The sequence below is a fragment of the Pseudomonadota bacterium genome (assembly GCA_038533575.1).
Taxonomy (GTDB): Bacteria; Pseudomonadota; Alphaproteobacteria; order Rhodobacterales; family Rhodobacteraceae; genus Shimia_B.
The window spans coordinates 1-25,857 of the sequence record JBCAYL010000003.1; the positions used below are offsets into that span (position 1 = coordinate 1).

General features: G+C 65.5%; 23 protein-coding genes. 14 read left to right on the top strand and 9 right to left on the bottom strand.

From position 1 onward, the window contains the following. Both AAFM92_13955 and AAFM92_13960 read left to right on the top strand, forming a co-directional pair. On the top strand, positions 1-415 hold a 415-nt coding region (locus AAFM92_13955; protein ID MEL7301482.1), incomplete at its 5' end, for an ATP-binding cassette domain-containing protein. A 47-nt stretch (positions 416-462) separates the two neighbouring features. Beyond that, positions 463-2,010 carry an ABC transporter substrate-binding protein gene (locus AAFM92_13960; protein ID MEL7301483.1) on the top strand — a complete coding sequence of 516 codons (1,548 nt, stop codon included), beginning with the start codon at positions 463-465 and terminating at the stop codon, positions 2,008-2,010. Positions 2,011-2,094: 84 nt separating this feature from the next. On the opposite strand, the gene AAFM92_13965 is transcribed toward AAFM92_13960, so the two are convergent. Both AAFM92_13965 and AAFM92_13970 read right to left on the bottom strand, forming a co-directional pair. Continuing rightward, entirely contained in the window at positions 2,095-2,580 is a 486-nt protein-coding gene (locus AAFM92_13965) for a MarR family transcriptional regulator (GenBank protein ID MEL7301484.1), read from the bottom strand. 124 nt (positions 2,581-2,704) lie between these two features. Then, the gene (locus tag AAFM92_13970; protein MEL7301485.1) at positions 2,705-3,661 is read right to left on the bottom strand and encodes a helix-turn-helix transcriptional regulator; all 957 of its coding nucleotides are present in this window, start codon (positions 3,659-3,661) and stop codon (positions 2,705-2,707) included. Between the two features lie 167 nt (positions 3,662-3,828). Here AAFM92_13970 and rimP point away from each other — a divergent pair, with 167 nt between their 5' ends. The 4 genes from rimP to infB are packed head-to-tail and all read left to right on the top strand — an operon-like array spanning position 3,829 to position 9,291. Then, positions 3,829-4,416: a ribosome maturation factor RimP gene (gene rimP, locus AAFM92_13975; protein ID MEL7301486.1), complete on the top strand. Its 588-nt coding sequence runs from the start codon at positions 3,829-3,831 to the stop codon at positions 4,414-4,416. Next, positions 4,416-6,182, top strand: coding sequence for a transcription termination factor NusA (gene nusA / locus AAFM92_13980; protein ID MEL7301487.1), 1,767 nt, complete (start codon positions 4,416-4,418; stop codon positions 6,180-6,182). The genes rimP and nusA overlap by 1 nt, the downstream gene beginning before the upstream one ends. A gap of 7 nt (positions 6,183-6,189) precedes the next feature. Continuing rightward, complete coding sequence (locus tag AAFM92_13985; GenBank protein ID MEL7301488.1) at positions 6,190-6,813, top strand: RNA-binding protein; 624 nt, start codon at positions 6,190-6,192, stop codon at positions 6,811-6,813. A 6-nt stretch (positions 6,814-6,819) separates the two neighbouring features. Then, the gene (gene infB, locus AAFM92_13990) at positions 6,820-9,291 is read left to right on the top strand and encodes a translation initiation factor IF-2 (GenBank protein MEL7301489.1); all 2,472 of its coding nucleotides are present in this window, start codon (positions 6,820-6,822) and stop codon (positions 9,289-9,291) included. A 76-nt stretch (positions 9,292-9,367) separates the two neighbouring features. Here the strand turns inward: infB and AAFM92_13995 are convergent, their stop codons facing one another. The 4 genes from AAFM92_13995 to AAFM92_14010 all read right to left on the bottom strand — a co-directional run bounded on the left by AAFM92_13995 (position 9,368) and on the right by AAFM92_14010 (position 12,077). Then, complete coding sequence (locus AAFM92_13995; GenBank protein ID MEL7301490.1) at positions 9,368-9,499, bottom strand: hypothetical protein; 132 nt, start codon at positions 9,497-9,499, stop codon at positions 9,368-9,370. Between the two features lie 135 nt (positions 9,500-9,634). Continuing rightward, the gene (locus AAFM92_14000) at positions 9,635-10,033 is read right to left on the bottom strand and encodes a (deoxy)nucleoside triphosphate pyrophosphohydrolase (GenBank protein ID MEL7301491.1); all 399 of its coding nucleotides are present in this window, start codon (positions 10,031-10,033) and stop codon (positions 9,635-9,637) included. Beyond that, complete coding sequence (gene argJ, locus AAFM92_14005) at positions 10,030-11,253, bottom strand: bifunctional glutamate N-acetyltransferase/amino-acid acetyltransferase ArgJ (protein ID MEL7301492.1); 1,224 nt, start codon at positions 11,251-11,253, stop codon at positions 10,030-10,032. The genes AAFM92_14000 and argJ overlap by 4 nt, the downstream gene beginning before the upstream one ends. Then, on the bottom strand, positions 11,250-12,077 hold the full coding sequence (locus AAFM92_14010) for a peptidylprolyl isomerase (GenBank protein MEL7301493.1): 828 nt from the start codon (positions 12,075-12,077) through the stop codon (positions 11,250-11,252). Before AAFM92_14010 ends, argJ begins: the two co-directional genes overlap by 4 nt. A 219-nt stretch (positions 12,078-12,296) precedes the next feature. Here AAFM92_14010 and secA point away from each other — a divergent pair, with 219 nt between their 5' ends. Further along, positions 12,297-15,086, top strand: coding sequence for a preprotein translocase subunit SecA (secA, locus tag AAFM92_14015; protein ID MEL7301494.1), 2,790 nt, complete (start codon positions 12,297-12,299; stop codon positions 15,084-15,086). A gap of 152 nt (positions 15,087-15,238) precedes the next feature. Continuing rightward, on the top strand, positions 15,239-16,315 hold the full coding sequence (locus AAFM92_14020; protein MEL7301495.1) for a hypothetical protein: 1,077 nt from the start codon (positions 15,239-15,241) through the stop codon (positions 16,313-16,315). A gap of 26 nt (positions 16,316-16,341) precedes the next feature. Here the strand turns inward: AAFM92_14020 and radC are convergent, their stop codons facing one another. Further along, positions 16,342-17,064 (bottom strand): DNA repair protein RadC, encoded by a 723-nt coding sequence (gene radC, locus AAFM92_14025; GenBank protein ID MEL7301496.1) that lies wholly within the window; start codon positions 17,062-17,064, stop codon positions 16,342-16,344. Positions 17,065-17,163: 99 nt separating this feature from the next. Further along, positions 17,164-17,769 (bottom strand): alpha-ketoglutarate-dependent dioxygenase AlkB, encoded by a 606-nt coding sequence (locus AAFM92_14030; protein MEL7301497.1) that lies wholly within the window; start codon positions 17,767-17,769, stop codon positions 17,164-17,166. 160 nt (positions 17,770-17,929) lie between these two features. Here AAFM92_14030 and dnaK point away from each other — a divergent pair, with 160 nt between their 5' ends. Together dnaK and dnaJ are read left to right on the top strand one after the other, a co-directional pair. Then, positions 17,930-19,846, top strand: a complete 1,917-nt coding sequence (gene dnaK, locus AAFM92_14035; GenBank protein ID MEL7301498.1) for a molecular chaperone DnaK — start codon at positions 17,930-17,932, stop codon at positions 19,844-19,846. Between the two features lie 70 nt (positions 19,847-19,916). Beyond that, positions 19,917-21,062, top strand: coding sequence for a molecular chaperone DnaJ (gene dnaJ, locus AAFM92_14040; protein ID MEL7301499.1), 1,146 nt, complete (start codon positions 19,917-19,919; stop codon positions 21,060-21,062). Between the two features lie 98 nt (positions 21,063-21,160). Here dnaJ and AAFM92_14045 read toward each other — a convergent pair whose 3' ends face one another. Next, positions 21,161-21,982 carry an ABC transporter permease gene (locus tag AAFM92_14045; GenBank protein MEL7301500.1) on the bottom strand — a complete coding sequence of 274 codons (822 nt, stop codon included), beginning with the start codon at positions 21,980-21,982 and terminating at the stop codon, positions 21,161-21,163. Between the two features lie 151 nt (positions 21,983-22,133). Between AAFM92_14045 and cysQ the strand changes: the two genes are divergently transcribed. The 4 genes from cysQ to AAFM92_14065 all read left to right on the top strand — a co-directional run bounded on the left by cysQ (position 22,134) and on the right by AAFM92_14065 (position 25,786). Beyond that, entirely contained in the window at positions 22,134-22,931 is a 798-nt protein-coding gene (gene cysQ, locus AAFM92_14050) for a 3'(2'),5'-bisphosphate nucleotidase CysQ (GenBank protein MEL7301501.1), read from the top strand. Beyond that, complete coding sequence (locus AAFM92_14055; protein ID MEL7301502.1) at positions 22,928-23,728, top strand: manno-octulosonate cytidylyltransferase; 801 nt, start codon at positions 22,928-22,930, stop codon at positions 23,726-23,728. Before cysQ ends, AAFM92_14055 begins: the two co-directional genes overlap by 4 nt. Positions 23,729-23,852: 124 nt before the next feature. Further along, positions 23,853-24,746 (top strand): UTP--glucose-1-phosphate uridylyltransferase GalU, encoded by an 894-nt coding sequence (galU, locus tag AAFM92_14060; GenBank protein MEL7301503.1) that lies wholly within the window; start codon positions 23,853-23,855, stop codon positions 24,744-24,746. Positions 24,747-24,751: 5 nt separating this feature from the next. Further along, positions 24,752-25,786: a glycosyltransferase family 2 protein gene (locus AAFM92_14065; protein MEL7301504.1), complete on the top strand. Its 1,035-nt coding sequence runs from the start codon at positions 24,752-24,754 to the stop codon at positions 25,784-25,786. The last annotated feature ends 71 nt before the right edge of the window (positions 25,787-25,857 follow it).

A 25,857-nucleotide genomic window follows, 5' to 3' on the forward strand; every position in this document is an offset into this window, starting at 1 on the left:
CCTGCCCTCCGAGCTATCGGGCGGGCAGAAACAGCGCATCGGCATCGCCCGCGCGCTGGCCGCCGAGCCACGCTTCATCATCTGCGACGAGGTGACCTCCGCGCTCGATCAGCTCGTGGCCGAGGGGATCCTCAAGTTGCTGGCCAAGTTGCAGGATGAGCTCAAGCTCAGCTACATGTTCATCACCCACGATCTCGCCACGGTGCGCTCCATCGCAGACGAGGTTGTCGTCATGAAGGACGGTGAGGTCGTCGAGCAGGGGCCCAAAGACGACATGTTCACGCCCCCGCACCACCCCTACACCGATCTTCTGCTCAGTTCGGTCCCAGAGATGGATCCGGACTGGCTCACCAATCTGCTCAACGAACGCGGAGTTGATAACATCGGCGATGCGGCAGTTGATAAGATGTCATGAGAATCGCCCGGGAGAGATGGGGCGGTACGGTCAACAGGGAGAATAATATGACCAGATTTTCACGTCGCGGCCTTCTGCAAACCGGCGCTGCAGCCGGTGTGCTGGCCGCAACCGGCGCGCGCGCCGATGGACACGGGCCCAAGCGCGGCGGGACGGCCCGCTTCGGCCTCGCGGGCGCCAACACCTCCGACAGCTGGGACGGGCGTACGCATTCCGACAGCTACATGATCATCACGGCCCATGGCTGCGTGTTCGACTGCCTGACGGAAGTCGCCGCTGACGGCACCCTCGTTGGCGAGCTCGCCGAAAGCTGGGAAGCCACGGCGGACGCAGTCACCTGGACGTTCAAGCTGCGCTCTGGCGTCACGTTCCACAATGGCAAGCCCTTTGGCGCCGATGACGTGATCGCCTCGCTCAACCTGCACGTGGCCGAGGATGCGAAATCCGCCGCCCGCCCGCTCGTCGCCGCCATCGCGGAGATGAAGAAGGTCGACGACCTGACGGTGGAGTTCACGCTCGCCTCCGGCAACGCGGACTTCCCCTTCCTGATGTCGGATTATCATCTGCTGATGTATCCTGCCGGTCAGGAGCAGGAAGCGATCGCCCAGGGCATCGGCACGGGTCTCTACAAGGTTGACACCTTCGAGCCTGGCGTGCGCACGGTCGTGTCGCGCGTGGACGGTCACTACAAGGACGGCTCCGCGGGATGGTTCGACTCCATCGAGTTCGTGGCCATCAATGACAGCTCCGCCCGGATGAACGCGCTGATGACCGGCCAGGTCGACGCCGTGAACCGCGTGGACTTCAAGACCGAGCCGCTCATGCGCGCCAACCCCAATATCTCGATCTTCGAGGTGACGGGTAACCAGCACTACACCTTCCCTATGCTCACCAATGTCTCGCCCTTCGACGAGATGGCGGTGCGGCAGGCGCTGAAGTTCGCGATCGACCGCCAGGAAATGGTGGACAAGATCCTGCTCGGCCACGGTGCGGTGGGCAACGACCACCCGATCGGCCCGGCCAACCAGTACTACGCCGCCGACCTTCCGCAGAACCCGTTCGATCCCGACCGCGCACGCCAGATCCTCGCCGATGCCGGGCTTTCGGACGTGTCCGTGCAGCTTTCGGCCTCTGACGCGGCCTTCTCGGGCGCGGTGGATGCCGCGCAGCTCTATCAGGCCTCCGCGGCCCAGGCGGGCATCAATATCGAGGTCGTGCAGGAGCCCGCGGACGGTTACTGGTCCAACGTCTGGCTCAAGAAGCCGTGGTGCGCCTGCTACTGGTCGGGCCGCGCGACGGAGGACTGGATGTTCTCCACCGCCTACGAGAGCGGCGTGCCGTGGAACGACACACAGTGGGAGAATGCCCGCTTCCAGGAGCTTCTGCTCGACGGCCGCGCGGAGCTCGACAGCTCCCGTCGCGAGGCGATCTATACGGAGATGCAACAGATCATGTCCGAAGAGGGCGGCACGGTCGTGCCCATGTACGCCAACTACGTGGACGCGCATTCCTCCAAACTCGCCAATTCCGGCACCATCGGCAACCTCTGGCAGATGGACTCGAGCCGGATCGCCGAGCGCTGGTGGATGGCGTAAGCCTGAAAAAACAAAGGGTGCGTTCCTGGCGCACCCGACATCATCGCAGCGCCCCGCTTCGTGCGGGGCGTTTTGCGTCTGCGCTCAAGTGGCGCGTTCAATCCGGTCGGAGAGATGCTGGCTCACACGGTCCACCAGCTTCCAGAGGACGTTGAGCTCCTCTTCGGTGGCGTGCTCGGTAATGATGGTGGCGCGATCTTCGAACCTGTCGCGCAGCTCGGCGTAGTGCTGTTCCCCATCGGGGGTGAGCATCAGGAGCTTCTTGAGCTTGTTCGTGCGGTCGGGCTTCGAGGTGAGCAGGCCCTGCCGGGTCATCTCCGTGGAGAGGCGGCTCACCTGCGCGCGGTCGATCACCATGAGGCGGGCGAGGTCGCTCACGGTGATCTCCTCGAAGATCGAGACGAGAAGCATGATCCGGTAGGTGGTGAGATTGGTGCCGGTGTCACGGAGCCGGATGGCGGCCTCGGCTTCGAGGAGCTTGGAGAGCTTCGTGATGCGGTAGGTCAGATGACCATTCAGCGTGTTGAGCTTGCGCATCTGGTCTTCGAGTTCGGGTGCGGAGAGGTTCATCGACCAGTACCAACGGTGTGCGGGCACAGGACGGTGGGCTCTCGAAATTGCATGAACCGTGCCACCTGCGCGATTTCTGCAAATTTAACTTATGACACACGGGAAGGTTCCCCAGACGCATCAATTATTTTGCGAACGCAGCACGAAATGCGCGGGGCGTCGTCCCTGTCCAGCCCTGGTAGGCGCGGTAAAAGCTGTTGGGATCCGTGAAGCCAAGAAGGAGGGCGACCTCCTCCATCCTGAGGCCGGGCTGGGCGAGATAGAGCTGCGCGAGCCTCTGGCGGGTCGCGGAGAGAACGGCTTGGTAGGGCTGACCTGCCTCCATCAGGCGGCGCTGCAGCGTGCGCTTCGAGAGCCCGAGCCGCGCAGCTGCGGCCTCCGCCCCGGGCCGCCCGGCGGCGAGAAGGCCGGGCAGCGCCAGCCCCACCTCCTGCGCGATGCCGGCCGCGTAGACCGGCGGCGAAAGGTCGAGGTCCTCCCAGCTTTCCTGCACGGGCGCCACATGGGCATGGCCGAGATCGGCCTCGGCGAAGGAGAGACGCACCTCTCCCTCGGTGCTGGCCTCGACCCCGGCATGGGCGCAGATCTCGTCCCGGCGCGGCAGGGCAGCGGGAAGCGCGAGGTGGTGCGGCGTGAGGCAGCGGGCGGTGGCCATGCGCAGCGCGTCGAGGAGCTGCACCAGCGCCACGGCCTGAAGCACGGGCGCGCCGGAGAAGCGGAGCGTCGCCGTGCCCTCGAGCGTCGCTGCCGCGGGCTGCGCGAAACGCGCAAGCTCCGCCCAGCGGCGCAGGCCCGCGCCCACATCGGGCGCAGCTGCAAGGGCGAAAGCCGCCGGGCTGAAGCGGGTGCGCAGGTCGAGCCGGAGCGTATCGGGGCTCAGCCCCCCATGAAGCAAAGCCTCCGCCGTCTCCCAGGCAGCGACCACCTGGGCCGCGGTGAGCGAGGGGCGCGGATGGGCCGCGAGGCTCGGCGGCAGCCCGGCTGCTGCGAGGAACTGCGGGAGCTCGAGCCCTGTCATGCGCGCGAGCCGCCGGAGGAGACCGTGGGCGCGGTAGCGCGCGGGGTGGGAAGCTTTCGCCATGGTGCGGAGCTTGCCCTGCCGCGGGGCCCGTGAAAAGCGACCTTGCACAATGCGGAGGGCGGGCGTATGTGCATCTCGACAGCGGCGCTTCGGCTTCCACCCCCGAGGCTCCACCGGCAGACACGAACGGGCCCGCTGGCCCGTTTTTTCGTTTTTGGAGGCAAGGCATGGCGGACATGATCGCCAAGGCAGCCATGGATCGGCGCATCCGAGAGATCATCGAGCCCACCATCGAGGGGATGGGGTTCGAGCTCGTGCGCGTGCGCTTGCAGGGCGGCAAGGCCCCGATCCTCCAGATCATGGCGCAGAAGCCCGACGGCACGATCGAGGTGGATGATTGCGGCGACATTTCCACGGCGGTGAGCGCCGTGCTCGATGTCGAGGATCCGATCCTCGATGCCTACACGCTCGAAGTGTCCTCGCCGGGTATCGACCGCCCGCTCACGCGGCTCAAGGATTTCGATCTCTGGGACGGCTACGTCGCCAAGATCGAGACGGAAGAGCTCATCGACGGGCGCCGCCGCTTCAAGGGCGTGCTCGCGGGCACGGAAGAGGACGAGGTTCTCATCGAGATCGAGGAGGCCGGCGAGGCCGTCACGATCGGGCTCAAATTTGACTGGCTTGCCGATGCCAAGCTGGTCCTGACGGATGAATTGATCCGCGACGTCCTCAAAGGGCGCAAAGATGCGGGTCAGGTGGATGAAAAGCAATTCGATGCGGTGGAAAGCATCGTGGACGGGACGGAGGATTCCTGATGGCCATTACTTCGGCAAACCAGCTTGAGCTCCTGCAGACGGCAGAGGCCGTAGCACGCGAGAAGATGATCGACCCCGGTCTCGTGGTCGAGGCGATGGAGGAGAGCCTCGCGCGCGCCGCGAAGTCCCGCTACGGCGCGGAGATGGATATCCGCGTGAAGATCGACCGCAAGACCGGCCGCGCGACCTTCACCCGTGTCCGCACGGTCACGCCACAGGACGATATCGAGAGCTTCCAGTCCGACATGACGCCCGACCAGGCGCAGGACGTGATGAAGGCGCAGGGCGACGAGTACTTCGTGATCTCCGGGACCAAGACGCTCTTCGATCCGGAGACCGAAGAGAGCGAGACGATCAAGGTCCGCCGCATCTTCCTGCGCAAGCCGCTGCCGCTGGAAGAGGGCCTCATGGAGGGGGTGGATCAGAGCCCCGAGCCGCAGATCACCGACGAGCTCATCGACGAGGTGCCGCCGGTGGAGATGGGCCGCATCGCCGCGCAATCGGCCAAGCAGGTGATCCTGCAGAAGGTCCGCGAGGCCGAGCGCGATCGCCAGTACGAGGAATTCAAGGACCGCGCGGGCACGATTATCAACGGCATCGTCAAGCGCGAGGAATACGGCAACGTCATCGTGGATGTGGGCCGTGGCGAGGCGACGCTCCGCCGCAACGAGAAGATCGGCCGCGAGGCCTACCGTCCGAACGATCGCATCCGCTGCTACATCAAGGATGTGCGCCGCGAGCAGCGCGGGCCGCAGATCTTCCTCTCGCGCACCGCGCCGGAATTCATGATGGAGCTCTTCAAGATGGAGGTGCCGGAGATCTACGACGGCATCATCGAGATCAAGGCCTGCGCCCGGGATCCCGGCTCGCGCGCCAAGATCGCCGTGATCTCCTACGATTCGGGCATCGACCCCGTGGGGGCTTGCGTCGGCATGCGGGGCTCCCGCGTTCAGGCGGTCGTCAACGAGCTTCAGGGCGAGAAGATCGACATCATCCCGTGGAACGAGGACCAACCTACCTTCCTTGTGAACGCGCTCCAGCCCGCCGAGGTCTCCAAGGTCGTTCTCGACGACGAGGCCGAGCGGATCGAGGTCGTCGTGCCCGAAGAGCAGCTCAGCCTCGCCATCGGGCGTCGCGGTCAGAACGTGCGGCTCGCGTCGCAGCTCACAGGCCTCGACATCGACATCATGACCGAGGAGGAGGAGAGCCGCCGCCGCCAGGCCGAGTTCGAGGAGCGCACGAAGCTCTTCATGGACACGCTCGACCTCGACGAGTTCTTCGCGCAGCTCCTCGTCTCCGAGGGCTTCACAAACCTTGAGGAGGTGGCCTATGTCGAGCTCGACGAGCTTCTCGTCATCGACGGTGTGGACGAAGGCACCGCGCAGGAGCTTCAGGCCCGGGCCCGCGACTACATCGACGAGCAGAACAAGAAAGCGCTCGAACGGGCGGTGGCGCTTGGCGTCGAGCAGCAGCTCATTGATTTCGAGGGGCTCAGCCCCCAGATGATCGAGGCGCTGGCGGAAGACGGCGTGAAGACGCTCGAGGATTTCGCCACCTGCGCCGACTGGGAGCTGGCCGGCGGTTGGACCACGGTGGACGGCGAGCGCGTGAAGGATGACGGCATTCTCGAGAAGTTCGACGTCTCGCTGGAGGAAGCGCAGGACATGGTCATGACCGCCCGCGTGCTGCTCGGCTGGGTCGATCCCGAAGAGATGGTGAGCCAGCAATCCGAGGCCGAGGACACCGCCGAGGAGGCGGACGCATAGGGCACGCATGACGAGAGGCGGCGCAGCAAAGACCCGCGAGGCACCGGAGCGCCGGTGCCTTGTCACGGGAGACACGGGCGGCAAGGCGGGGCTCATCCGTTTTGTCACCGGGCCCGAGCGCCAGGTCGTGCCCGATGTGCTGGGCAAGCTCCCGGGGCGCGGGTACTATGTGAGCGCGGACCGCGCGACGCTCGAAGAAGCGGTCAAGAAGCGCATCTTCTCCAAGGGGGCGAAGGCGCAGGTCGCCGTCCCCGAGGGGCTGGTGGCGGAGGTTGAACGGCAGCAGGCGCGCCGGGTCGTCGATCTCCTCGCCATGGCGCGCAAGGCGGGCCTTGCGCTCGCGGGCTTCGAGAAGGTCCGCTCGGCGCTTGCCACGCAGGACGTCAAGGCGCTCTTCCAGGCGGCGGATGGATCCGAACGCGGCAAGGGCAAGTTATGGACTCCAGAGGGCGCGCGCTGGTTCGGCATTTTGAGCGCGGATGAGCTGGGGATGGCCTTCGGGCGAACCCGTGTGATACATGGCGCAGTCTTGGCTGGTGGACTCACAGCACGTGTTGTAGAGGAAGCCGCGAAACTGAAGGGCCTGCGCGATACTTCAGGCAACGGCGCATCCGGCGCTGGAAAGGAATAACGCTTTATGAGCGATAATGACGGCAAGAAGACGCTCGGTGTGGGTGGGGGTCGTGGTGGCCGCCCCGGCAACGTGAAGCAAAGCTTCAGCCATGGCCGCACGAAAAGCGTGGTGGTGGAGACGAAACGCAAGCGCGTGGTCGTCCCCAAGCCCGGCACGCCGAAGCCGACGACCGGCGCCGCACCGGCGGGGGATCCCTCGCGCCGCCCCTCGGGCATCTCGGATGCGGAGATGGACCGCCGCATGAAGGCGCTTCAGGCCGCCAAGGCCCGCGAGGCCGAGGATGCTGCCAAGCGCAAGGCCGAGGAAGAAGAGCGCGCCGCGGAGCGGCAACGCCGCCGTGACGAGGCTGAGGCCAAGGAGCGCGAGGAAAAAGAGCGCGAGGAAGCGCTCAAGGCCAAGGCTCAGGAAGACGAGCGCAAGAAAAACGAGGCCGCCGAGGCTGCCCGCCGCGCGGCCGAGCCCGCGCCGGCGCCCGCCGCCGACGACCGCAAATCCGCCGGTCGCAAGACGCAGGAGCGCGACGCGCCCCGTCGCCAGGAAGAGCAACGTCCGCAGAAGGGCCGCGACGATGGCGGCCGCCGGGGCGGCAAGCTCACGCTGAACCAGGCGCTCCGCGGTGGCGAAGGCGGGCGGCAACGCTCCATGGCCGCGATGAAGCGCAAGCAGGAGCGCGCCCGGCAGAAGGCCATGGGCGGCACGGTCGAGCGCGAAAAGGTCGTGCGCGACGTGCAGGTGCCAGAGGCCATTCTGGTGTCCGAGCTCGCCAACCGCATGGCCGAGCGCGTGCCCGACGTCGTGAAATCGCTCATGCAGATGGGCATGATGGTCACGCAGAACCAGACCATCGACCAGGACACCGCCGAGCTCATCGTCGAGGAATTCGGGCACAAGATCGTGCGCGTCTCCGACGCCGACGTGGAGCAGGCCATCGACCAGGTCGAGGACAAGGAAGCCGATCTCAAGGATCGCGCCCCGGTCATCACGATCATGGGCCACGTGGACCACGGCAAGACATCACTCCTCGACGCGATCCGTAACGCACGGGTCGTGGCAGGCGAGGCCGGCGGCATCACGCAGCATATCGGCGCCTACCAGGTGGATCAGGCGGGCAAGAAGCTCACCTTCCTCGATACGCCGGGCCACGCGGCCTTTACCTCCATGCGTGCCCGCGGTGCGCAGGTGACCGATATCGTGGTGCTCGTTGTGGCCGCCGATGACGCGGTTATGCCGCAGACGATCGAGGCCATCAATCACGCGAAGGCCGCGCAAGTCCCCATGATCGTGGCGATCAACAAGATCGACCTGCCCGCCGCCGACCCGACGAAGGTCCGCACTGATCTCCTCCAGCACGAGGTGATCGTGGAGCAAATGTCGGGCGAGGTGCAGGACGTGGAAGTCTCCGCGCAATCGGGCCAGGGTCTCGACGCGCTTCTGGAGGCCATCGCGCTTCAAGCCGAGATCCTCGAGCTCAAGGCAAACCCGGAGCGCGCTGCATCTGGTGCCGTCATCGAGGCGCAGCTCGACGTGGGCCGCGGCCCGGTCGCCACCGTTCTCGTGCAGAACGGCACGCTCAAGCAGGGCGATATCTTCGTCGTGGGCGAGCAGTGGGGCAAGGTGCGCGCGCTGGTGAATGACCAGGGCGAACGCGTGAAGGAAGCGGGCCCGTCCGTGCCGGTGGAGGTCCTGGGCCTCAACGGGACGCCCGAGGCCGGTGACGTGCTCAACGTCGTGAAGACCGAGGCAGAGGCGCGCGAGATCGCCGATTACCGGAGCCAGGCGGCCAAGGACAAGCGCGCCGCCGCCGGTGCCGCGACGACGCTCGAGCAGCTCATGCAGAAGGCCAAGGAAGACGAGAATGTGGAAGAGCTTCCCATCCTCGTGAAGGCCGACGTGCAGGGCTCCGCCGAAGCCATCGTTCAGGCGATGGAGAAGATTGGCAACGACGAGGTGCGCGTGCGCGTGCTCCATTCCGGCGTGGGTGCCATCACGGAGACGGATATCGGCCTCGCCGAGGCCTCCGGCGCGCCGGTTATGGGCTTCAACGTCCGTGCAAATGCCTCCGCGCGCAACACAGCCAACCAGAAGGGTGTCGAGATCCGTTACTACTCGGTGATCTACGACCTCGTGGACGATGTGAAAGCGGCGGCCTCCGGCCTCCTCTCCGCCGAAATCCGCGAAAAGTTCATCGGCTACGCGGAGATCAAGGAAGTCTTCAAGGTCACCGGTGTCGGCAAGGTGGCGGGCTGCCTCGTCACCGAGGGCGTCGCGCGCCGTTCCGCGGGCGTGCGTCTACTGCGCGACAACGTCGTTATCCACGAAGGCACGCTCAAGACGCTCAAGCGCTTCAAGGATGAGGTCGCCGAGGTCCAGTCCGGCCAGGAATGCGGCATGGCGTTCGAGAACTACGACGACATCCGCGCGGAAGACGTCATCGAGATCTTCGAGCGCGAGGAGGTCGAGCGCTCGCTCGACTGACCATTCCGAAAGCTCAAAAGGAAACGGCGCCGTGGGATCCACGGCGCCGTTTTGCATTCAGGTGTCTTGACGTGTCTCAGGTCCGCGCGACGGGGCGACCGACATAGGTCTGCCCATCCACCCGCACCTCGATCTGGCCGTTTCCAAGCGTGCGCACGAACGTCCCCTGAATTGAAACGCAGGTGCCCACTGTGATCGTCCTAATCATGATGTCTTCCCCCAAAAGCAGCCTGATGAGCCCCCGCGTGGCAGCGCGTGTTCTCATCTTGAGGAAAGTATAGGCAGCAATCTTTCGATTTCCCCTAAATCTGAGACAATTGTGAAGGCGCGCCCACCGCGAAGGTCAGAGATAGTCGCGCAGCATGGCCACGAGGGGCACATCGGCCGGGGGCATCGGATAGCTCCGAAGCTCCGTGCCACGCACCCATTTGAGCGCCTGACCCTCCTTGGATCGCGGTGTGCCCTCCCATTTCCGGCAGGCGAAGAGCGGCATTAGGAGGTGGAAATCCTCGTAGGCGTGGGAAGCGAAGGTGAGCGGCGCGAGGCAGCTCTCCCAGGTGCCGATGCCGAGTTCCTCGTCGAGTTCGCGGATGAGCGCGGCCTCGGGACTTTCCCCTGGTTCGACCTTGCCGCCCGGGAACTCCCAGAGACCCGCCATGCTCTTGCCCTCCGGACGCTGGGCCAGGAGAACTCGGCCATCGACGTCGATGAGAGCCACAGCCGAGACGAGGATGATCTTCACGAGCGATAGTCCGCGTTGATCGAGATGTAGCCGTGGGTGAGATCGCAGGTCCACATGGATGCCGCTTCCGCCCCGAGGCCGAGATCGACCCCGATCAGGATTTCCTCGTTCTTCATGTAGGCCGCGCCTTGCTCTTCCGTGTAGTCGGGAGAGACCCAGCCCTCGCGGGCCACCTCGATGTCCCCGAAATGGATGCGGATCAAGTCGCGGTCGACTTCGGCGCCGGATTTGCCGATGGCCATGATGATGCGGCCCCAATTCGGGTCTTCGCCGGCGACGGCCGTCTTCACGAGGGGCGAGTTGGCGATGGCGGAGGCGACCTTTCTCGCGTCCGCATGGGTGCGCGCGCCAGTGACTTCGACCTGAATGAGTTTCGTGGCCCCCTCGCCGTCGCGCACGACCTGCATCGCGAGATCGAACATCACGTCGGCAAGCGCGTGGCGAAACGCCTCTTGCCCCGTTGCATCGACGCCGCTCGCGCCCGTGGCGGCGAGGAGAAGCGTGTCAGAGGTCGACGTGTCACTGTCGACCGTGATGCAGTTGAAGGTTTGGTCGTTGAGGTCGGCCAGCAGCACTTGCAGCGCGGCGGGCTCGTGGGCGGCATCGGTGAAGATGTAGACGAGCATCGTCGCCATGTCGGGCGCGATCATGCCCGAGCCCTTGGCGATGCCCGCAACCGTCACCCTCTTGCCGCCAATTTCCGCCGTGGCCGTCGCGCCCTTGGCGAAGGTGTCCGTTGTGCCGATGGCGCGGGCCGCCGCCTCAAAGGTCGCGGTGCCGAGGCCCTCGGCGAGGGCCTCCATGCGGGCCGCGATGCGCGCGTGGGGAAGCCGCTCGCCGATCACGCCGGTGGAGGCGGTAAAGACGCGCTCGGGCGCGCAGCCCGTCGCCTCCGCCACCGCCGTGCAGAGCGCGGTGACGCTGCCCTCCCCGGCCTTTCCCGTGAAGGCATTGGCGTTGCCTGCGTTGACGAGAAAGGCGGCGGGGCCCACCAAGTCTCCGCCGATCTTGGCCTGGCAATCGAGGACGGGGGCCGCGCGGGTCGCGGAGCGGGTGAAGACCCCGGCCACGGCCGTGCCCGCGTCCATCACCCCGAGCATCACGTCGTCGCGCCCGGTGTAGCGCACGCCCGCCGCCGCCGTGGCGAGGCGCACGCCCCTGACCGGCGCGATCTCAGGAAATCCGCCCGCGGGCGCGAGCGGCGAGACGGCGAGGCTCACTGCCCGAACACGTCGACGGTATTGAGGAGGTTCGGATCGAGCCCCTCGACCCGGCTCACCTCGGCCGCGGCGATGAGGGCGTCGAGCTCTGCGGCGAGGGCGTCGCTCTGGAGCTGCCCCACGATGTCCTCCCGCACGCTCTCGAGGGCCGGCGCGGGCTCGGTGCGGGTCTCATTGAGGGTGATGACGTGCCAGCCGAACTGTGTCTCGACCGGATCCGAGACCCCGCCGACCTCGAGCGCTTCCACGGCGGTCTGGAAGGGGGCGACCATCATGCCCGCGCCAAACCAGCCGAGCTCGCCCCCGCGGGGCCCCGAGGGCCCGGTGGAGAATTCCATGGCGAGCTGTGCGAAAGCGGCGCCGGAGCCGAGCTCGGCAATGAGGGCCTGGGCCTCCTCCTCGGTCTCCACGAGGATGTGGGAGGCATTGTATTCGACTGCGCCCTCGAAGCCGCCGAACTGGGCCTCGTAGGCGGCCTCGACATCGGCATCCGTCACCTCGACCTGACCGAGCGTGCTCAGGACCCGGCTCGCGAGGATCGCGCTGCGGGTGTTCTCCACCGCCTCGTCGAGCCAGGCGGGCTCCTCTGTCACCTGCGCGGCCAGCACGCGCTGCTGGATGAGCTGCTCCACGATCCCCTCGAAGAGCTGCGCGGCCGGGATCGCCTGGTATTCCGGCGGCAGCTGGCGGCGGATATCGATCACGTGGGTGACGGTGATGTCCTGCCCGTTGACGGTGGCCACGACGGTGTCCGGACCGGCCTCTTGCGCGAGGGCCGGCAGCGCCAGAAGCACGAAGGCGGCGGAGGAGAGAAGCGATTTCATGTGATGCATTTTCCTATGGATTCTTCGCGGCCCACACCCCCGTGAGAAGCCTGTAGTGAACGGGGGGCGGCGTTGACTTGCTCTGGTGCGACCCTTACATCGCAGGTGGTCCCGAGGGGGCTCTGCGCGGCCCTGGGCGTTGACGCCAAATAATCGGGTATTCCCCGGGCGCGCAAGCGGACCTCCCTCACAAATAAGAAGACGGCGAAAGAGGCGTGCATGCTTGGTTTAGGTGCGATTTCGAAGAAGGTTTTTGGCACCGCGGATGACCGCAAGGTCAAGCGCGTCCGCCCGCTCGTGGACAAGATCAACGCGCTGGAGCCTGAATTCGAAGCGCTGAGCGACGAGGGCCTGAAGGAGCGCACCGCCGCGCTTTCGGCCCGCGCCAAAGAGGGCGAGAGCCTCGACAGCCTACTGCCCGAGGCCTTCGCCAATTGCCGCGAGGCCGCGCGCCGCGCGCTGGGTCTGCGGGCCTTCGACGTCCAGCTCATGGGCGGCATCTTCCTGCACCAGGGCAACATTGCAGAGATGAAAACCGGTGAGGGCAAGACGCTCGTCGCGACCTTCCCGGCCTACCTGAATGCGCTGTCGGGCAAGGGCGTCCACATCGTCACGGTTAACGATTACCTCGTGCGCCGCGATGCCGAATGGATGGGCAAGGTCTTTGCCGCGCTGGGCATGACGACGGGCGCGGTTTACCCGAGCCAGGAGAATGGCGAAAAGGCCGAGGCCTACGCCGCCGATATCACCTACGCCACGAACAACGAGCTTGGCTTCGACTATCTCCGCGACAACATGGAGACCGAGACCAAGAACATGCGCCAGCGCGGGCACAACTTCGCCATCGTGGACGAGGTGGACTCGATCCTGATCGACGAAGCGCGCACCCCGCTCGTGATCTCCGGCCCTGCCGAGGACCGCTCCGAGCTCTACACCACCATCGACCGGGTTATTCCCGAGATTGCCGAGGATCACTTTACCCTCGATGAAAAGACCCGGCAGGTCACCTTCACCGACGAGGGCAACGAGTGGCTGGAAGAGACGCTCTCCGCCCGCGGGATCTTGCCCGAGGACCAATCGCTCTACGATCCCGAAAGCACCACGATTGTTCACCACGTGAACCAGGGCCTGCGCGCGCACAAGCTCTTCACGAAGGACAAGGACTACATCGTGCGCGGTGACGACGTTGTGCTCATCGACGAGTTCACTGGCCGCATGATGACCGGCCGCCGCTTGTCTGACGGGCTGCATCAGGCCATCGAGGCCAAGGAAGGCGTCTCCATCAAGCCCGAGAACGTGACGCTCGCCTCCGTCACCTTCCAGAATTACTTCCGTCTCTACGGCAAGCTCGCTGGCATGACCGGCACCGCCAAGACCGAGGAAGAGGAATTCGGCCAGATCTACGGCCTCGGTGTCGTGGAGGTGCCGACGAACCGCCCCGTGGCCCGCGCTGACGAGAACGATCAGGTCTACCGCACGCAGGCCGAGAAATTCGCCGCCATCGCGCAGGCGATCAAGGAGGCCAACGAGCGCGGCCAGCCTGTCCTCGTGGGCACGACCTCTATCGAGAAATCCGAGACGCTTTCAAAAATGCTCGACGCGGAAGGGATCGCGCATAACGTCCTCAACGCGCGCCAGCACGAGCAGGAAGCACAGATCATCGCCGATGCCGGCAAGCCCGGTGCCGTGACCATCGCCACCAACATGGCCGGCCGCGGGACCGACATCAAACTCGGCGGCAATGTGGAATTCAAGGTGATGGAGGCCATCGCCGCCGATCCCGAGGGCGACGTGGACGCGATCCGCGCGCGCATCGAGGAAGAGACGAAGGCGGCCGAGGAGCAGGTGAAAGCCGCGGGCGGGCTGTTCGTTCTGGCTACGGAGCGCCATGAGAGCCGCCGCATCGACAACCAGTTGCGCGGCCGGTCGGGCCGCCAGGGCGATCCGGGGCGCAGTTCGTTCTACCTGTCGCTCGATGACGATCTAATGCGCATCTTCGGCTCCGAGCGGCTGGAGAAGGTCTTGAACGGCCTCGGCATGAAAGACGGCGAAGCCATCGTGCACCCCTGGGTGAACAAGAGCCTCGAGCGTGCCCAGGCGAAGGTCGAAGGGCGCAATTTCGACATCCGCAAGCAGCTTCTGAAATTCGATGACGTCATGAACGACCAGCGCAAGGTCATCTTTGGCCAGCGCCTCGAGATCATGGAGGCCGACGACCTCTCCGAGATCACGGCAGACATGCGGCACCAGGTGATCGAAGACATGGTCTCCTTCCACATGCCCAAAGGCTCCTATGCCGATCAGTGGGAGACGGAAAAGCTTTATGCCGAGGTGATCGAGAAACTCGGCCTCGACCTGCCCGTGATCGACTGGGCCGAGGAGGACGGCGTCGACGACGACGTCATGCTCGAGCGGCTCGAAAAGGCCTCCGACGAGGCGATGGCCAAGAAGGCCGTCGATTTCGGCGCCGACACCATGCGCAACGTGGAAAAGCAGCTCCTGCTCCAGACCATCGACCGCAAATGGCGCGAGCACCTGCTGACGCTCGAGCATCTGCGCTCAGTCGTGGGCTTCCGGGGCTATGCCCAGCGGGACCCGCTCAACGAGTACAAGTCAGAGGCGTTCCAGCTCTTTGAATCGCTGCTCGATTCTCTCCGCGAGGACGTGACGCGCCAGCTCGCCCATGCCCGGCCGATGACCGAGGAAGAGCAGAAGGCGCTCGTCGCGCAGTTCCAGGCCCGCCAGAAGGCGCTCATGGACGCGCAGCAAAAGCAAATGCGGGAGCCCGCCATGGCCGGGGCCGCAGCGGGCGCAGCCGCCGGTGCCGCGACGCTCGATGCCCCCGCGCCCACAGGCGAAACGGCGGCCAACATCAAGGATGTGGGGCCGGGCCGCCCGTTGGCGGGCTTCGTGGAGAGCGATCCGAGCACTTGGGGCAATCCTGGGCGCAACGATCAATGCCCCTGCGGGTCCGGCAAGAAATTCAAGCACTGCCACGGCAGCTTCTGAGCCTCCGCGCTGGAGGGACGCTGCCTCAATTTCGGCGGATTCCTGCCAGCAGCCCGGCGCAAAGACTCCGCGCCTTCGCCCTTCGCCCGTCCTTTCGGCGCCCGAATCGTTACCGAATTTAACGCCACGCTAACCGCGAAGGGGGTTCGGCAATGGGTGTTTCAGGATCGATCAAGTTTGGCGACACGGCGCGCAAGCTGGCCATGGCCGGTGGCACCTTCGCTGTCGCGATGGGTGTCGGCTTTTTCATGCAGCAGCGCGAGGCCGACGCGGCCCTGACGCAAATGCAGCCCGCCACGATGGCCCCTGCCCCGGTAAGCGCCGCAGCGCTCCAGATCCCCGAGATGCCTACCGAGCCGAAGCTCGATGCGAGCGACAGCGCGCTCATCGACGTGGCAGCCGAGATCAAGGAAAACGGCGCCGCGCCGGTCGTGGGCGCGGCCTTCGCGTCCGCTGACGGGATGGCGCCGTCGCTCGACATGGTGCCCATGGACATGCCCTCCGCCGATGTCTCGCTCGAGATCCCGGCGACCCCGGCAGAGGCCGATTGCACCCAGACCATGACAGCCGCCGCACGGGATGCCGCGCTCGTGGCGCTCTCGCTTTCCGCCCCCTGCGCGGCCAACGCCGATTTCACCGTGCATCACGAGGGCATGATGTTTACCGCGCGTACCGATGATGCGGGCAAGGCCACCGTGATCGCTCCGGCACTCTCGGAAGAAGCGGTCTTCATCGCGGAGTTCGCGGACGGCACCGGCCCCGTGGGCTCGGCGACAGTGTCTGATCTCGCGGGCTTTGACCGCGTCGTTGTGCAGTGGCATGGCGCAGCCGATTTCGAACTTCACGCGCTGGAAGCCGGCGCGACCTACGGCGAGGTGGGCCATGTCTGGCTAGAATCGCCCGGCTCTGCCGCGCTTGCGGCACAGGGCGCGGGTGGATTTCTCCTGACGATGGGCGACGCGCGTACTGCCGAGCCGCGTTTCGCGCAGGTCTATACCTATCCGCGCAGCGCGACCGAGACGGTCGGCGGCGTGGCTCTGAGCGTGGAAACTGAAATCACGGCCACCAACTGCGCCACGGACGTGGCCGCGCAGACCCTTGGCCGCATGGGCGGCACCGAGGGCGTCCGCATCGTAGACCTGATGCTGGCCGTGCCGGATTGCGATGCGATCGGGGACTTCCTCGTGCTGCGCAACGTCCTGCCGGACCTGAAGGTCTCCCGCCTCTGATCCGCCGGCGCGTGTCGCGCGCCGCGCTAGAAATACCCCTCCGATCGAAAGCTGAGCTCCCGGCTCTGCCCGATGATCAGGTGGTCGTGGAGGGTAATGCCCAGTGCCTCTGCCGCCTGAGCCACCTTGTGGGTCATCGTAATGTCAGCCTCCGAGGGCGTCGGATCCCCCGAGGGGTGATTGTGCACGAGGATGAGCGCGGACGCCTCTAGCGCGAGGGCGCGCTTCACCACTTCGCGCGGGTAGACAGGCACATGATCGACGGTGCCCCGCGCCTGCGCCTCGTCCGCGATGAGGACGTTCTTTCTGTCGAGGTAGAGGACGCGAAATTGCTCCGTCGCACGGTGCGCCATGGCGGTGTGGCAGTAATCCAGCAGCTCGGCCCAGCCTGAGAGCACGGGCCGCTGCATGACGCGCGCGCGGGCGAGCCTGTGCGCGGCGGCCTCCACGATCTTGAGCTCGGTGATGACGGCCTGGCCCGCGCCCTTGACGGCGGCGAGGCGGTCGGGGTCAGCGGAGACGACGCGGTTGAAATCGCCGAAGGTGTCGAGGAGCGTGCGGGCCAGCGGCTTCACGTCCTGGCGCGGGATGGCGCGGAAGAGGAGAAGCTCGAGCAACTCGTAGTCCGGCAGCGCGTCAGACCCGCCCGCCATGAAGCGTGCGCGCAGCCGCGCGCGATGGTCCCTGATATACGAGGGCTGCTTTTGGCCCGCCTGAGCGGGCACCTCGTCGCCCCCGAAGAGCTCCATGGGTTTTTCACCAAATTGCATGGACGCATACGCGACGATTCCCCTTAAGAGCCCGTTAACCCCGGCAGGCCCACGAATTTTTGCAAAAATTCGTGGCGCTCAGACCGACACAACGCGCAGCGTCAGATTGATGCGCCCGCCATCGCGGAGGAGCGAGGACGAGCCGTGCCGCACGCGGTCGATCCCGTGAAAGGCCAGCCGCGCCTCTCCGCCCATCACGACCACATCGCCGCTCTCAAGCCAGACGCTCTCCGTCTTGCCGCCGCGCTCCACGTTGCCCATCCGGAAGAGCGCGCTGTCGCCGAGGGAGACCGACACCACCGGCCAATCGAAATCGCCCTCGTCGCGGTCCTGGTGCATACCCATCTTCGCGCCCTCCCCGTACCAGTTGATGAGACAGCAATCGGGCACGCGGTCATGGCCGGTGACGCCCTTCCAGATGCCGAGGACAGGGTCGGGGATCGGAGGCCAGGCGCTGCCGGAGGGGTGTGTTTGCGCGTACCTGTAGCCGCGTCGGTCGGTGATCCAGCCCACGCGCCCGGCCGCCGACATCCGCACTGACATCGGCCGGCCCGACGGCGTCACCGGTTGCACCAGCGGCGCCTTGCGGAGCACGCCGCGCAGCGCCTCCACCAGCGCGGCCTGCGCCGGGGCGTCGAGCCAGCCCTTGTGGACGTCGAAACCTTTTACCCTCAGTGGCTGCATTCTCTCCTCACGGCCTCTTCACGGTTCCTTGCAGGGCTCCAGTGACCTTCCTATATAGCCCAACAACGGAGCGGCCACTGGCCGCTTCTGAACCTTTTGAACACCGGGTGCCGCGCAAGGCGGGCCCCTATCAAGCATCGCCAGGAAGGGATGAAATAGCATGGCAAAAGTCATCGGTATCGACCTCGGGACGACCAACAGCTGCGTGGCTATCATGGACGGCTCCCAGCCCCGCGTGATCGAAAACTCGGAAGGCGCACGCACCACGCCCTCCATCGTCGCTTTTACGGATGACGAGCGCCTCACGGGCCAGCCGGCCAAGCGCCAGGCCGTCACTAACCCGACGAACACCATTTTTGGCGTCAAGCGTCTCATCGGCCGCCGGTTCGACGACGCGGATCTCGCCAAGGACAAGAAGAACATGCCGTTCAACGTCATCAATGGCGGCAACGGCGACGCGTGGGTCGAGGCCAAGGACGAGAAGTACTCTCCCTCGCAGATCTCCGCCTTCATCCTGCAGAAGATGAAAGAGACAGCCGAGTCCTATCTCGGCGAGAAGGTCGAGCAGGCGGTCATCACCGTCCCCGCCTATTTCAATGACGCCCAGCGGCAGGCCACGAAGGACGCGGGCAAGATCGCGGGCCTCGAAGTGCTCCGCATCATCAACGAGCCGACGGCAGCCGCGCTGGCCTATGGCCTCGACAAGAAAGACACTCAGACGATCGCGGTCTACGACCTGGGCGGCGGCACGTTCGACGTGACGATCCTCGAGATCGACGACGGCCTTTTCGAAGTGAAATCCACCAATGGCGACACGTTCCTCGGCGGTGAAGACTTCGACATGCGGATCGTCAATTACCTCGCCGACGAGTTCAAGAAAGAGCACGGCGTGGATCTCACCGCAGACAAGATGGCACTCCAGCGCCTGAAGGAAGCGGCGGAGAAGGCGAAGATCGAGCTTTCCTCCTCGTCGCAGACCGAGATCAACCAGCCGTTTATCTCCATGGACGGCAAGACCGGCACGCCGCTTCACATGGTGGTCAAGCTCACCCGCGCGAAGCTCGAGAGCCTCGTGGGCGACCTGATCAAGCAGTCCCTCGCGCCCTGCAAGGCGGCGCTGAAGGATGCGGGCGTCTCCACCGGCGAGATCGACGAGGTCGTGCTCGTCGGCGGCATGACGCGCATGCCCAAGGTGATCGAAGAGGTGACGAAGTTCTTCGGCAAAGAGCCGAACAAGGGCGTGAACCCCGACGAGGTCGTCGCCATGGGCGCGGCCATTCAGGCGGGCGTGCTGCAAGGTGACGTGAAGGACGTCGTCCTCCTCGACGTGACGCCGCTCTCGCTCGGCATCGAGACGCTCGGTGGCGTGTTCACCCGCCTCATCGACCGCAACACGACGATCCCGACGAAGAAGAGCCAGATCTTCTCCACCGCGGAAGACAACCAGAACGCCGTGACGATCCGGGTTTTCCAGGGGGAGCGTGAGATGGCATCCGACAACAAGATGCTCGGCGCCTTCAACCTCGAGGATATCCCGCCCGCGCCACGTGGCGTGCCGCAGATCGAGGTAACCTTCGACATCGACGCCAACGGCATCGTGTCCGTGGGCGCCGCGGACAAGGGCACCGGCAAGGAGCAGAAGATCACCATCCAGGCCTCCGGTGGCCTCAGCGACGACGACATCGAGAAGATGGTCAAGGACGCCGAGGAAAACGCCGAGGCGGACAAGAGCCGCCGCGAGCTAGTGGAAGCCAAGAACCAGGCGGAGAGCCTCATCCACTCGACCGAAAAGTCGATGGAAGAGCATTCCGACAAGGTGGACCCGTCCACGATCGAGGCCATCGAGCTTGCGATCTCCGCGCTCAAGGAGGATCTCGAGGGCGAGGATGCCGGCAAGATCAAGGGCGGCATCCAGAACGTGACAGAAGCCGCCATGAAGCTGGGCGAGGCGATCTACAAGGCCTCCCAGGAGGGCGCTGAAGCCGGTGACGGCGAAGAGCCCGCCGATGGCGACCGCGGCGTGGACGAGGACATCGTCGATGCCGACTTCGAAGATCTGGGCGACGACAAGCGTTAAGGCGCGAGACGTCAGGAACCAATGGGGCGGCTGATTAGGTCGCCCCACGTTCCTTTAGAGGAGCCCGTGAATGAGCAAACGCGATTACTACGAAACGCTTGGGGTCTCGAAAGGCGCTGCCTCTGACGAGATCAAGAAGGCCTATCGCCGGAAGGCGAAAGAGCTGCACCCCGACCGCAACTCCGACAATCCCAATGCCGAGGCCCAGTTCAAGGAAGTGAACGAGGCCTATGACGTCCTGAAGGACGCGGACAAGAAGGCGGCCTATGACCGCTTCGGCCACGCGGCCTTCGAGGGCGGCATGGGTGGCGGGCGCGCGGGCGGGGCCGGCGGGCAGGGCGATTTCGCCTCGGCCTTTTCCGATGTGTTCGACGATCTCTTCGGCGATTTCATGGGCGGTCAGCAGCGGGGCGGCCGTGGCCGGCGCGCCGCGCGCGGCTCGGACCTGCGGTACAATCTGCGCATCGATCTCGAGGACGCCTTCGAGGGCTTGTCGAAGACAATCAACGTCCCCACTTCCGTGGCCTGCTCTTCCTGCGAAGGGTCGGGCGCAGAGGGCGGCAGCGAGCCCGTCACCTGCCCGACTTGCTCGGGCATGGGGAAGGTGCGCGCGCAGCAGGGCTTTTTCACGGTGGAGCGTACCTGCCCCACCTGCAATGGCATGGGCCAGATCATCCAGAATCCCTGCCGCGTCTGCGGCGGTGCGGGTCGCGTCGAAAAGGACCGCGCGCTTTCCGTCAACATTCCAGCCGGCGTCGAGACAGGCACCCGCATCCGCCTTTCCGGCGAGGGCGAGGCAGGCATGCGCGGCGGTCCCTCGGGCGATCTCTACATCTTCATCGAGGTGGCCGATCATCCGATCTTCCAGCGTGAAGGCTCCGATCTCTATTGCCGCGTGCCGGTGAGCATGACCTCGGCGGCCATGGGCGGGGATATCGAGGTGCCGACGATCGATGGCGGCCGCAGCCGCGTGAAGATCCCGGCGGGCAGCCAGTCCGGCCGCCAGATGCGGCTCCGCGCCAAGGGCATGCCTGCGCTGCGCGGCGCGGGCACCGGTGACATGTTCATAGAGCTCGCCGTGGAGACCCCGGTGAACCTGACGAGCCGCCAGAAAGAGCTCCTGAAAGAGTTCGAAGAACTCAGCGCCGACAACAACCCGGAGAGCTCGAGCTTCGTGAAGTCGGTGAAGAACTTCTGGGAGAAGATGAAGGGCTGAGCCCTGCCGCCTCAGGATTGCACGGTGCCTGCAACGTGTGGGTGCCGTGCGCAGCGCCCGCACGCGTCTCTCAAATAGCTATAGTTGCGCGAGGGTCGCTACGCCCGTGCACCCCAGCTCGCGGAGGCATGACGGCGCGTGTAAAATTCCAGCATGAACCCGATCACGATCAGCACAAGCGCGACGTAGATCGGATACTCGATGGAGGTATTCCGCGGCGCGTAGTTGATGAAGGCAAAGCCGCGCGCCTGATCGATGGCGTGAAAGAGCGGATTCCAGTCGAACATCGCAAGCATCACGGGCGGAAGCTGATTGGCCACGAACATCTTCCCCGATGCCACCATGTTGGCCCGGGTGTAGACCTGCGCGATGATACCCACGACGGAGGGCGACCACGGCTTGAGCGCGAGCAGGACGATCCCTACCGCCGCTCCGGCGAACCACGCGATGAGAAACATCCCAAAGGTCTGGATCGGGCGGTCGATGTCCACCGGCTCGAGGATGACGTGGTAGCCGAGGAGCACGATGATCGCCGTCAGCGTCTGGGTGTAGAGCGTGGCCAGCGCGGATCCCGCAAGGGCGATGAGCGTGTTCATCGGCGCGTGCTGCATCATCGGGCTCGCCGGGCCCTCGGATCCGAAGACCGCGTTGACCGTCTTGATGTGGGTCATGAAGAGGAAGATCCCCGACATGAGATAGACGAGAAAATCCCCGCGGATCGCCATGCTCCGCAGCCCGAGGATCGTGAACATGAGGTAGAAGGCCGCCACGAGCATGACCGCCTGAAGCATGTTGACCAGCAGGCCCATGAGCGCATTGGCGTGGCCGCGCCGGATATTGCGCACGATGGAGTGGTAGATCAGCTCCAGTATGTTCGCGGCCGCCGAGCGCCGCGTGCGGATGCGTGACTGTTCAAACATGGGACCTCTGCCTCGGTACGCCTTATGTCGGCCCGGCAGGGCCGGGATCGGGGTGTCGTCACCCTCGTTACTCCGGCAGACCTTGCCCACCGGTTATCCCGCGATGATAAGGCGGGGCAGGAATCCGATCAAGAATTCGAAAGGCCGCGCCGTGGACTATGCAAAACTGGAAGAGGTCATGCGGCGCTTGGCGCTGGAGGCAGGCGAGAAGATCATGGAGATCTACGAGGCCGATGATTTCGACGTGAAGGTAAAATCGGATGCGAGCCCCGTGACCGAGGCCGACGAGGCAGCCGATGCGCTGATCTCGGCAGGCCTGCGCGCTGCCTTTCCGGAGGTGACGCTCGTCACGGAGGAGCAATCGGCCTCCCATGCCGTGCAGGCGGAGACCTTTCTCATCGTCGACCCGCTCGACGGGACGAAGGAATTCATCCATCGCAGGGGTGATTTCACAGTCAATATCGCGCTGGTCGAAGGCGGCCGGCCCACGCGCGGCGTCGTCTACGCGCCCGCCAAGGGCCGCCTCTTTTACACCGATGCCGTGGGGCACACGGTGGAGGAGGAGGGGCCTTTCGATCTCGCCCGGCCCGGCGCGACACGGCCTCTTTCGGTGAAGGCGCCGGACAACGCCGCGCTCCTCGTCGTGGCGTCGAAATCGCATCGCTCGTTCGAGCTCGAAGAGTACATCGCGCGCTACAGCGTGGCCGACAGCAAGGCGGCGGGATCGTCGCTCAAGTTCTGCCTCATCGCCAGCGGAGAGGCGGACCTCTACCCCCGGTTGGGGCGCACCATGGAATGGGATACCGCGGCGGCCCATGCCGTCCTCGCGGGGGCGGGCGGCGCGGTCGTGCGGTTCGATGACCTGACGCCGCTTACCTACGGAAAGGCTGGCTACGAGAACCCCTATTTCATCGCTCATGCGCCGGGCGTGGACCTCGTAAAGCCATGAAGACCCTCATCGTCATTCCCGCGCGCTATGCCTCGACGCGTTATCCCGGGAAGCCGCTTGTCGCGCTCCGCGGTGCGACGGGCGAGGCGCGGAGCCTTCTTGCGCGCTCCTGGGAGGCTGCGCAGGGCGTGGCGGGCATCGACCGGGTGGTGATCGCCACCGACGACAGGCGCATCGAAGCCGCCGGGCAGGCGCTCGGCGCGGACGTTGTCATGACCTCGCCTGCCGCCGCCAACGGGACAGAGCGCGTGGCAGAGGCCCATGCCGCGCTGGGCGGCGGCTATGACATCGTGGTCAATCTGCAAGGCGACGCGCCGCTCACGCCCGCCTGGTTCGTGGAGGAGCTCGTCGCCGGGCTCAAGGCCACGCCAGAGGCCGATATCGCGACGCCCGTGCTGCGCTGCGACGGGCGGGCGCTCAACGGCTTCCTCGAGGATCGGAAGGCCGGGCGCGTGGGCGGGACCACCGCCGTCTTCGGCGCGGGGCGTCGCGGGCTCTACTTCTCCAAGGAAGTGATCCCTTTCACAGCGCGCCGATATGCCGAGGACGAAGCGACCCCTGTCTTTCACCACGTTGGGGTCTATGCCTACCGGCCCGGGGCCCTCGCGGACTATCCCGGCTGGCCCATTGGCCCCCTCGAGACGCTCGAAGGCCTCGAGCAGCTGCGCTTTCTCGAGCAGGGGCGGGAGGTGCTTTGCGTCGAGGTCGAGGCGCGCGGGCGGGAGTTCTGGGAACTCAACAATCCCGAGGACGTGGCCCGGATCGAACGCATCCTCGCGGATGCGGGGCTGCGCTGAGGGTCGGCGGCATGTCGCAATTACATCGCATCCGGTCCGAGTTTCAGGCAGGCTCTCGCCATCGGCTCGAAATCGGGCTTTTCGGTGCGCGCCGTTACGGTATGACGAGTGAAAAGAGGGTCCCATGGCCAAAAAGGTGACGAAGGCGATCTTCCCCGTGGCGGGGCAAGGCACGCGGTTTCTCCCGGCGACGAAGTCTGTTCCGAAAGAGATCATGACCCTCGTGGATCGCCCGTTGATCCAGTACGCCATCGACGAGGCGCGGGCCGCCGGCATCAAGGAATTCATCTTCGTGACCTCGCGCGGGAAATCCGCGCTGGAGGATTATTTCGACCACGCGCCGGAGCTCGAGGGGACGCTCAAGAAGAAGGGCAAGACCGCGCTTCTCGAAACGCTGAAGTCGACCAACATGGAATCGGGGGCCATCGCCTATATCCGCCAGCATCGCGCGTTGGGCCTCGGGCATGCGGTCTGGTGCGCACGGCGGCTCGTCCATAACGAGCCCTTCGCCGTGATCCTCCCCGACGATGTGATCGCCGGCAAGGAAAGCTGCCTGAAGCAGATGGTAGAGGCCTACAACGAGACGGGCGGCAATATCGTGGCGGCCATGGAGGTGCCTCAGGAGAAAGTGTCCTCTTACGGCGTGCTCGACGTGGCCGAGGACATGGGTCATCTCGTTTCGGCGAAGGGCCTCGTGGAAAAGCCGGAAGCCTCCGCTGCGCCGTCGAACCTCGCCGTGATCGGCCGGTATATCCTCAAGCCGTCGGTCATGACCCATCTCAACCGCATGAAGAGCGGCGCGGGTGGAGAGATCCAGCTCACCGACGCCATCGCGAAGGAGCTCGAGGAGGGCGAGAGCGTCTACGGTCTCCGCTTCCGGGGGCAGCGCTTCGATTGTGGCTCAAAGGCCGGGTTCCTGCAGGCGACGGTGGCCTTCGGCCTCGCCCGGGAAGACCTGCGTGACGAGTTCTCTTCCTATCTCGACGAGCTGAGCGCGGCCCGCAAAGCCGCGCAGTAGCGCTCATGGCTGGCGCCGCCGCGGAGCTCTGGCTGGCCTACAAGCTGCGCTGGCGCCGGCGGAAGTATCTCGCCCGCGCGTGGCGGAAGCGGCATGAGCTGACGCCGGTGAATTTCAGGCTTCACGACGCGCCGGGCCACCGCATCCTGTGCTTTTCCACCATGCGCAACGAGATCGCGCGACTGCCGTTCTGGCTCGAGCACCATCGGGCGCTGGGCGTGGAACACTTCCTCATCGTCGACAATTGCTCCGATGACGGGACGACGGACTACCTCGCCCAGGCCCCGGATGTCAGCCTGTGGCGGACGGCTGCGAGCTACAAGGCGGCGCGCTTCGGCGTGGACTGGCTCAACCGTCTCCAGCATCTCTACGCGCCGGGCCGTTGGGCGCTCACGCTGGATGCGGATGAGTGTCTAACATACCCCGAAGCGGCCTCTCGCCCCTTGCCTGAGCTCTGTGAGTGGCTCGACGCGCGCGGCATCGAGAGCTTTGGTGCGCTGATGCTCGATCTCTATCCCGATGGCCCCTTGGGCGCGGCTCCCTACGCGCCCGGGCGCCCGGTCTGGGAGACGCTCACGCATTTCGACGCGCACGGCTATACGTGGGAATACCAGCCGAAATTCAGGAACATCTCGATCCGGGGTGGGCCGCGCAAGCGGGTCTTCTTCGCGGATGCGCCCGATCATGCGCCCCACCTCCACAAGGTGCCGCTCGTGAAATGGCGGCGCGGGTTGGCCTATGCGAGCTCGACACATCTCGCTCTGCCCCGGCGGCTCAACGATGCTTTTGACGCGCGCCATGCACGGCCCACGGGCGTTCTTCTCCATTCAAAGCTTCTGCCCGAGGTCGTCACCAAATCCGCCGAGGAAAAGCTCCGCGCCGAGCATTTCACCCATCCCGATCGCTACGGGGCTTATTACGACCGCCTCACGCAAAGCCCGACCCTCATCGGGGCGCCCTCGACCCGCTATGACGGCCCGGCGCAGCTCGAGGCGCTCGGCCTCATGCGCCGGGGGGAGTGGCCAAACGGCCCGAGGTGAGTCTTTCGTGACGCAGGGTCGTGTCCAACTGGGGGACAATTCCTTGTCTGGTGCAGCCGGAGCACCTACAC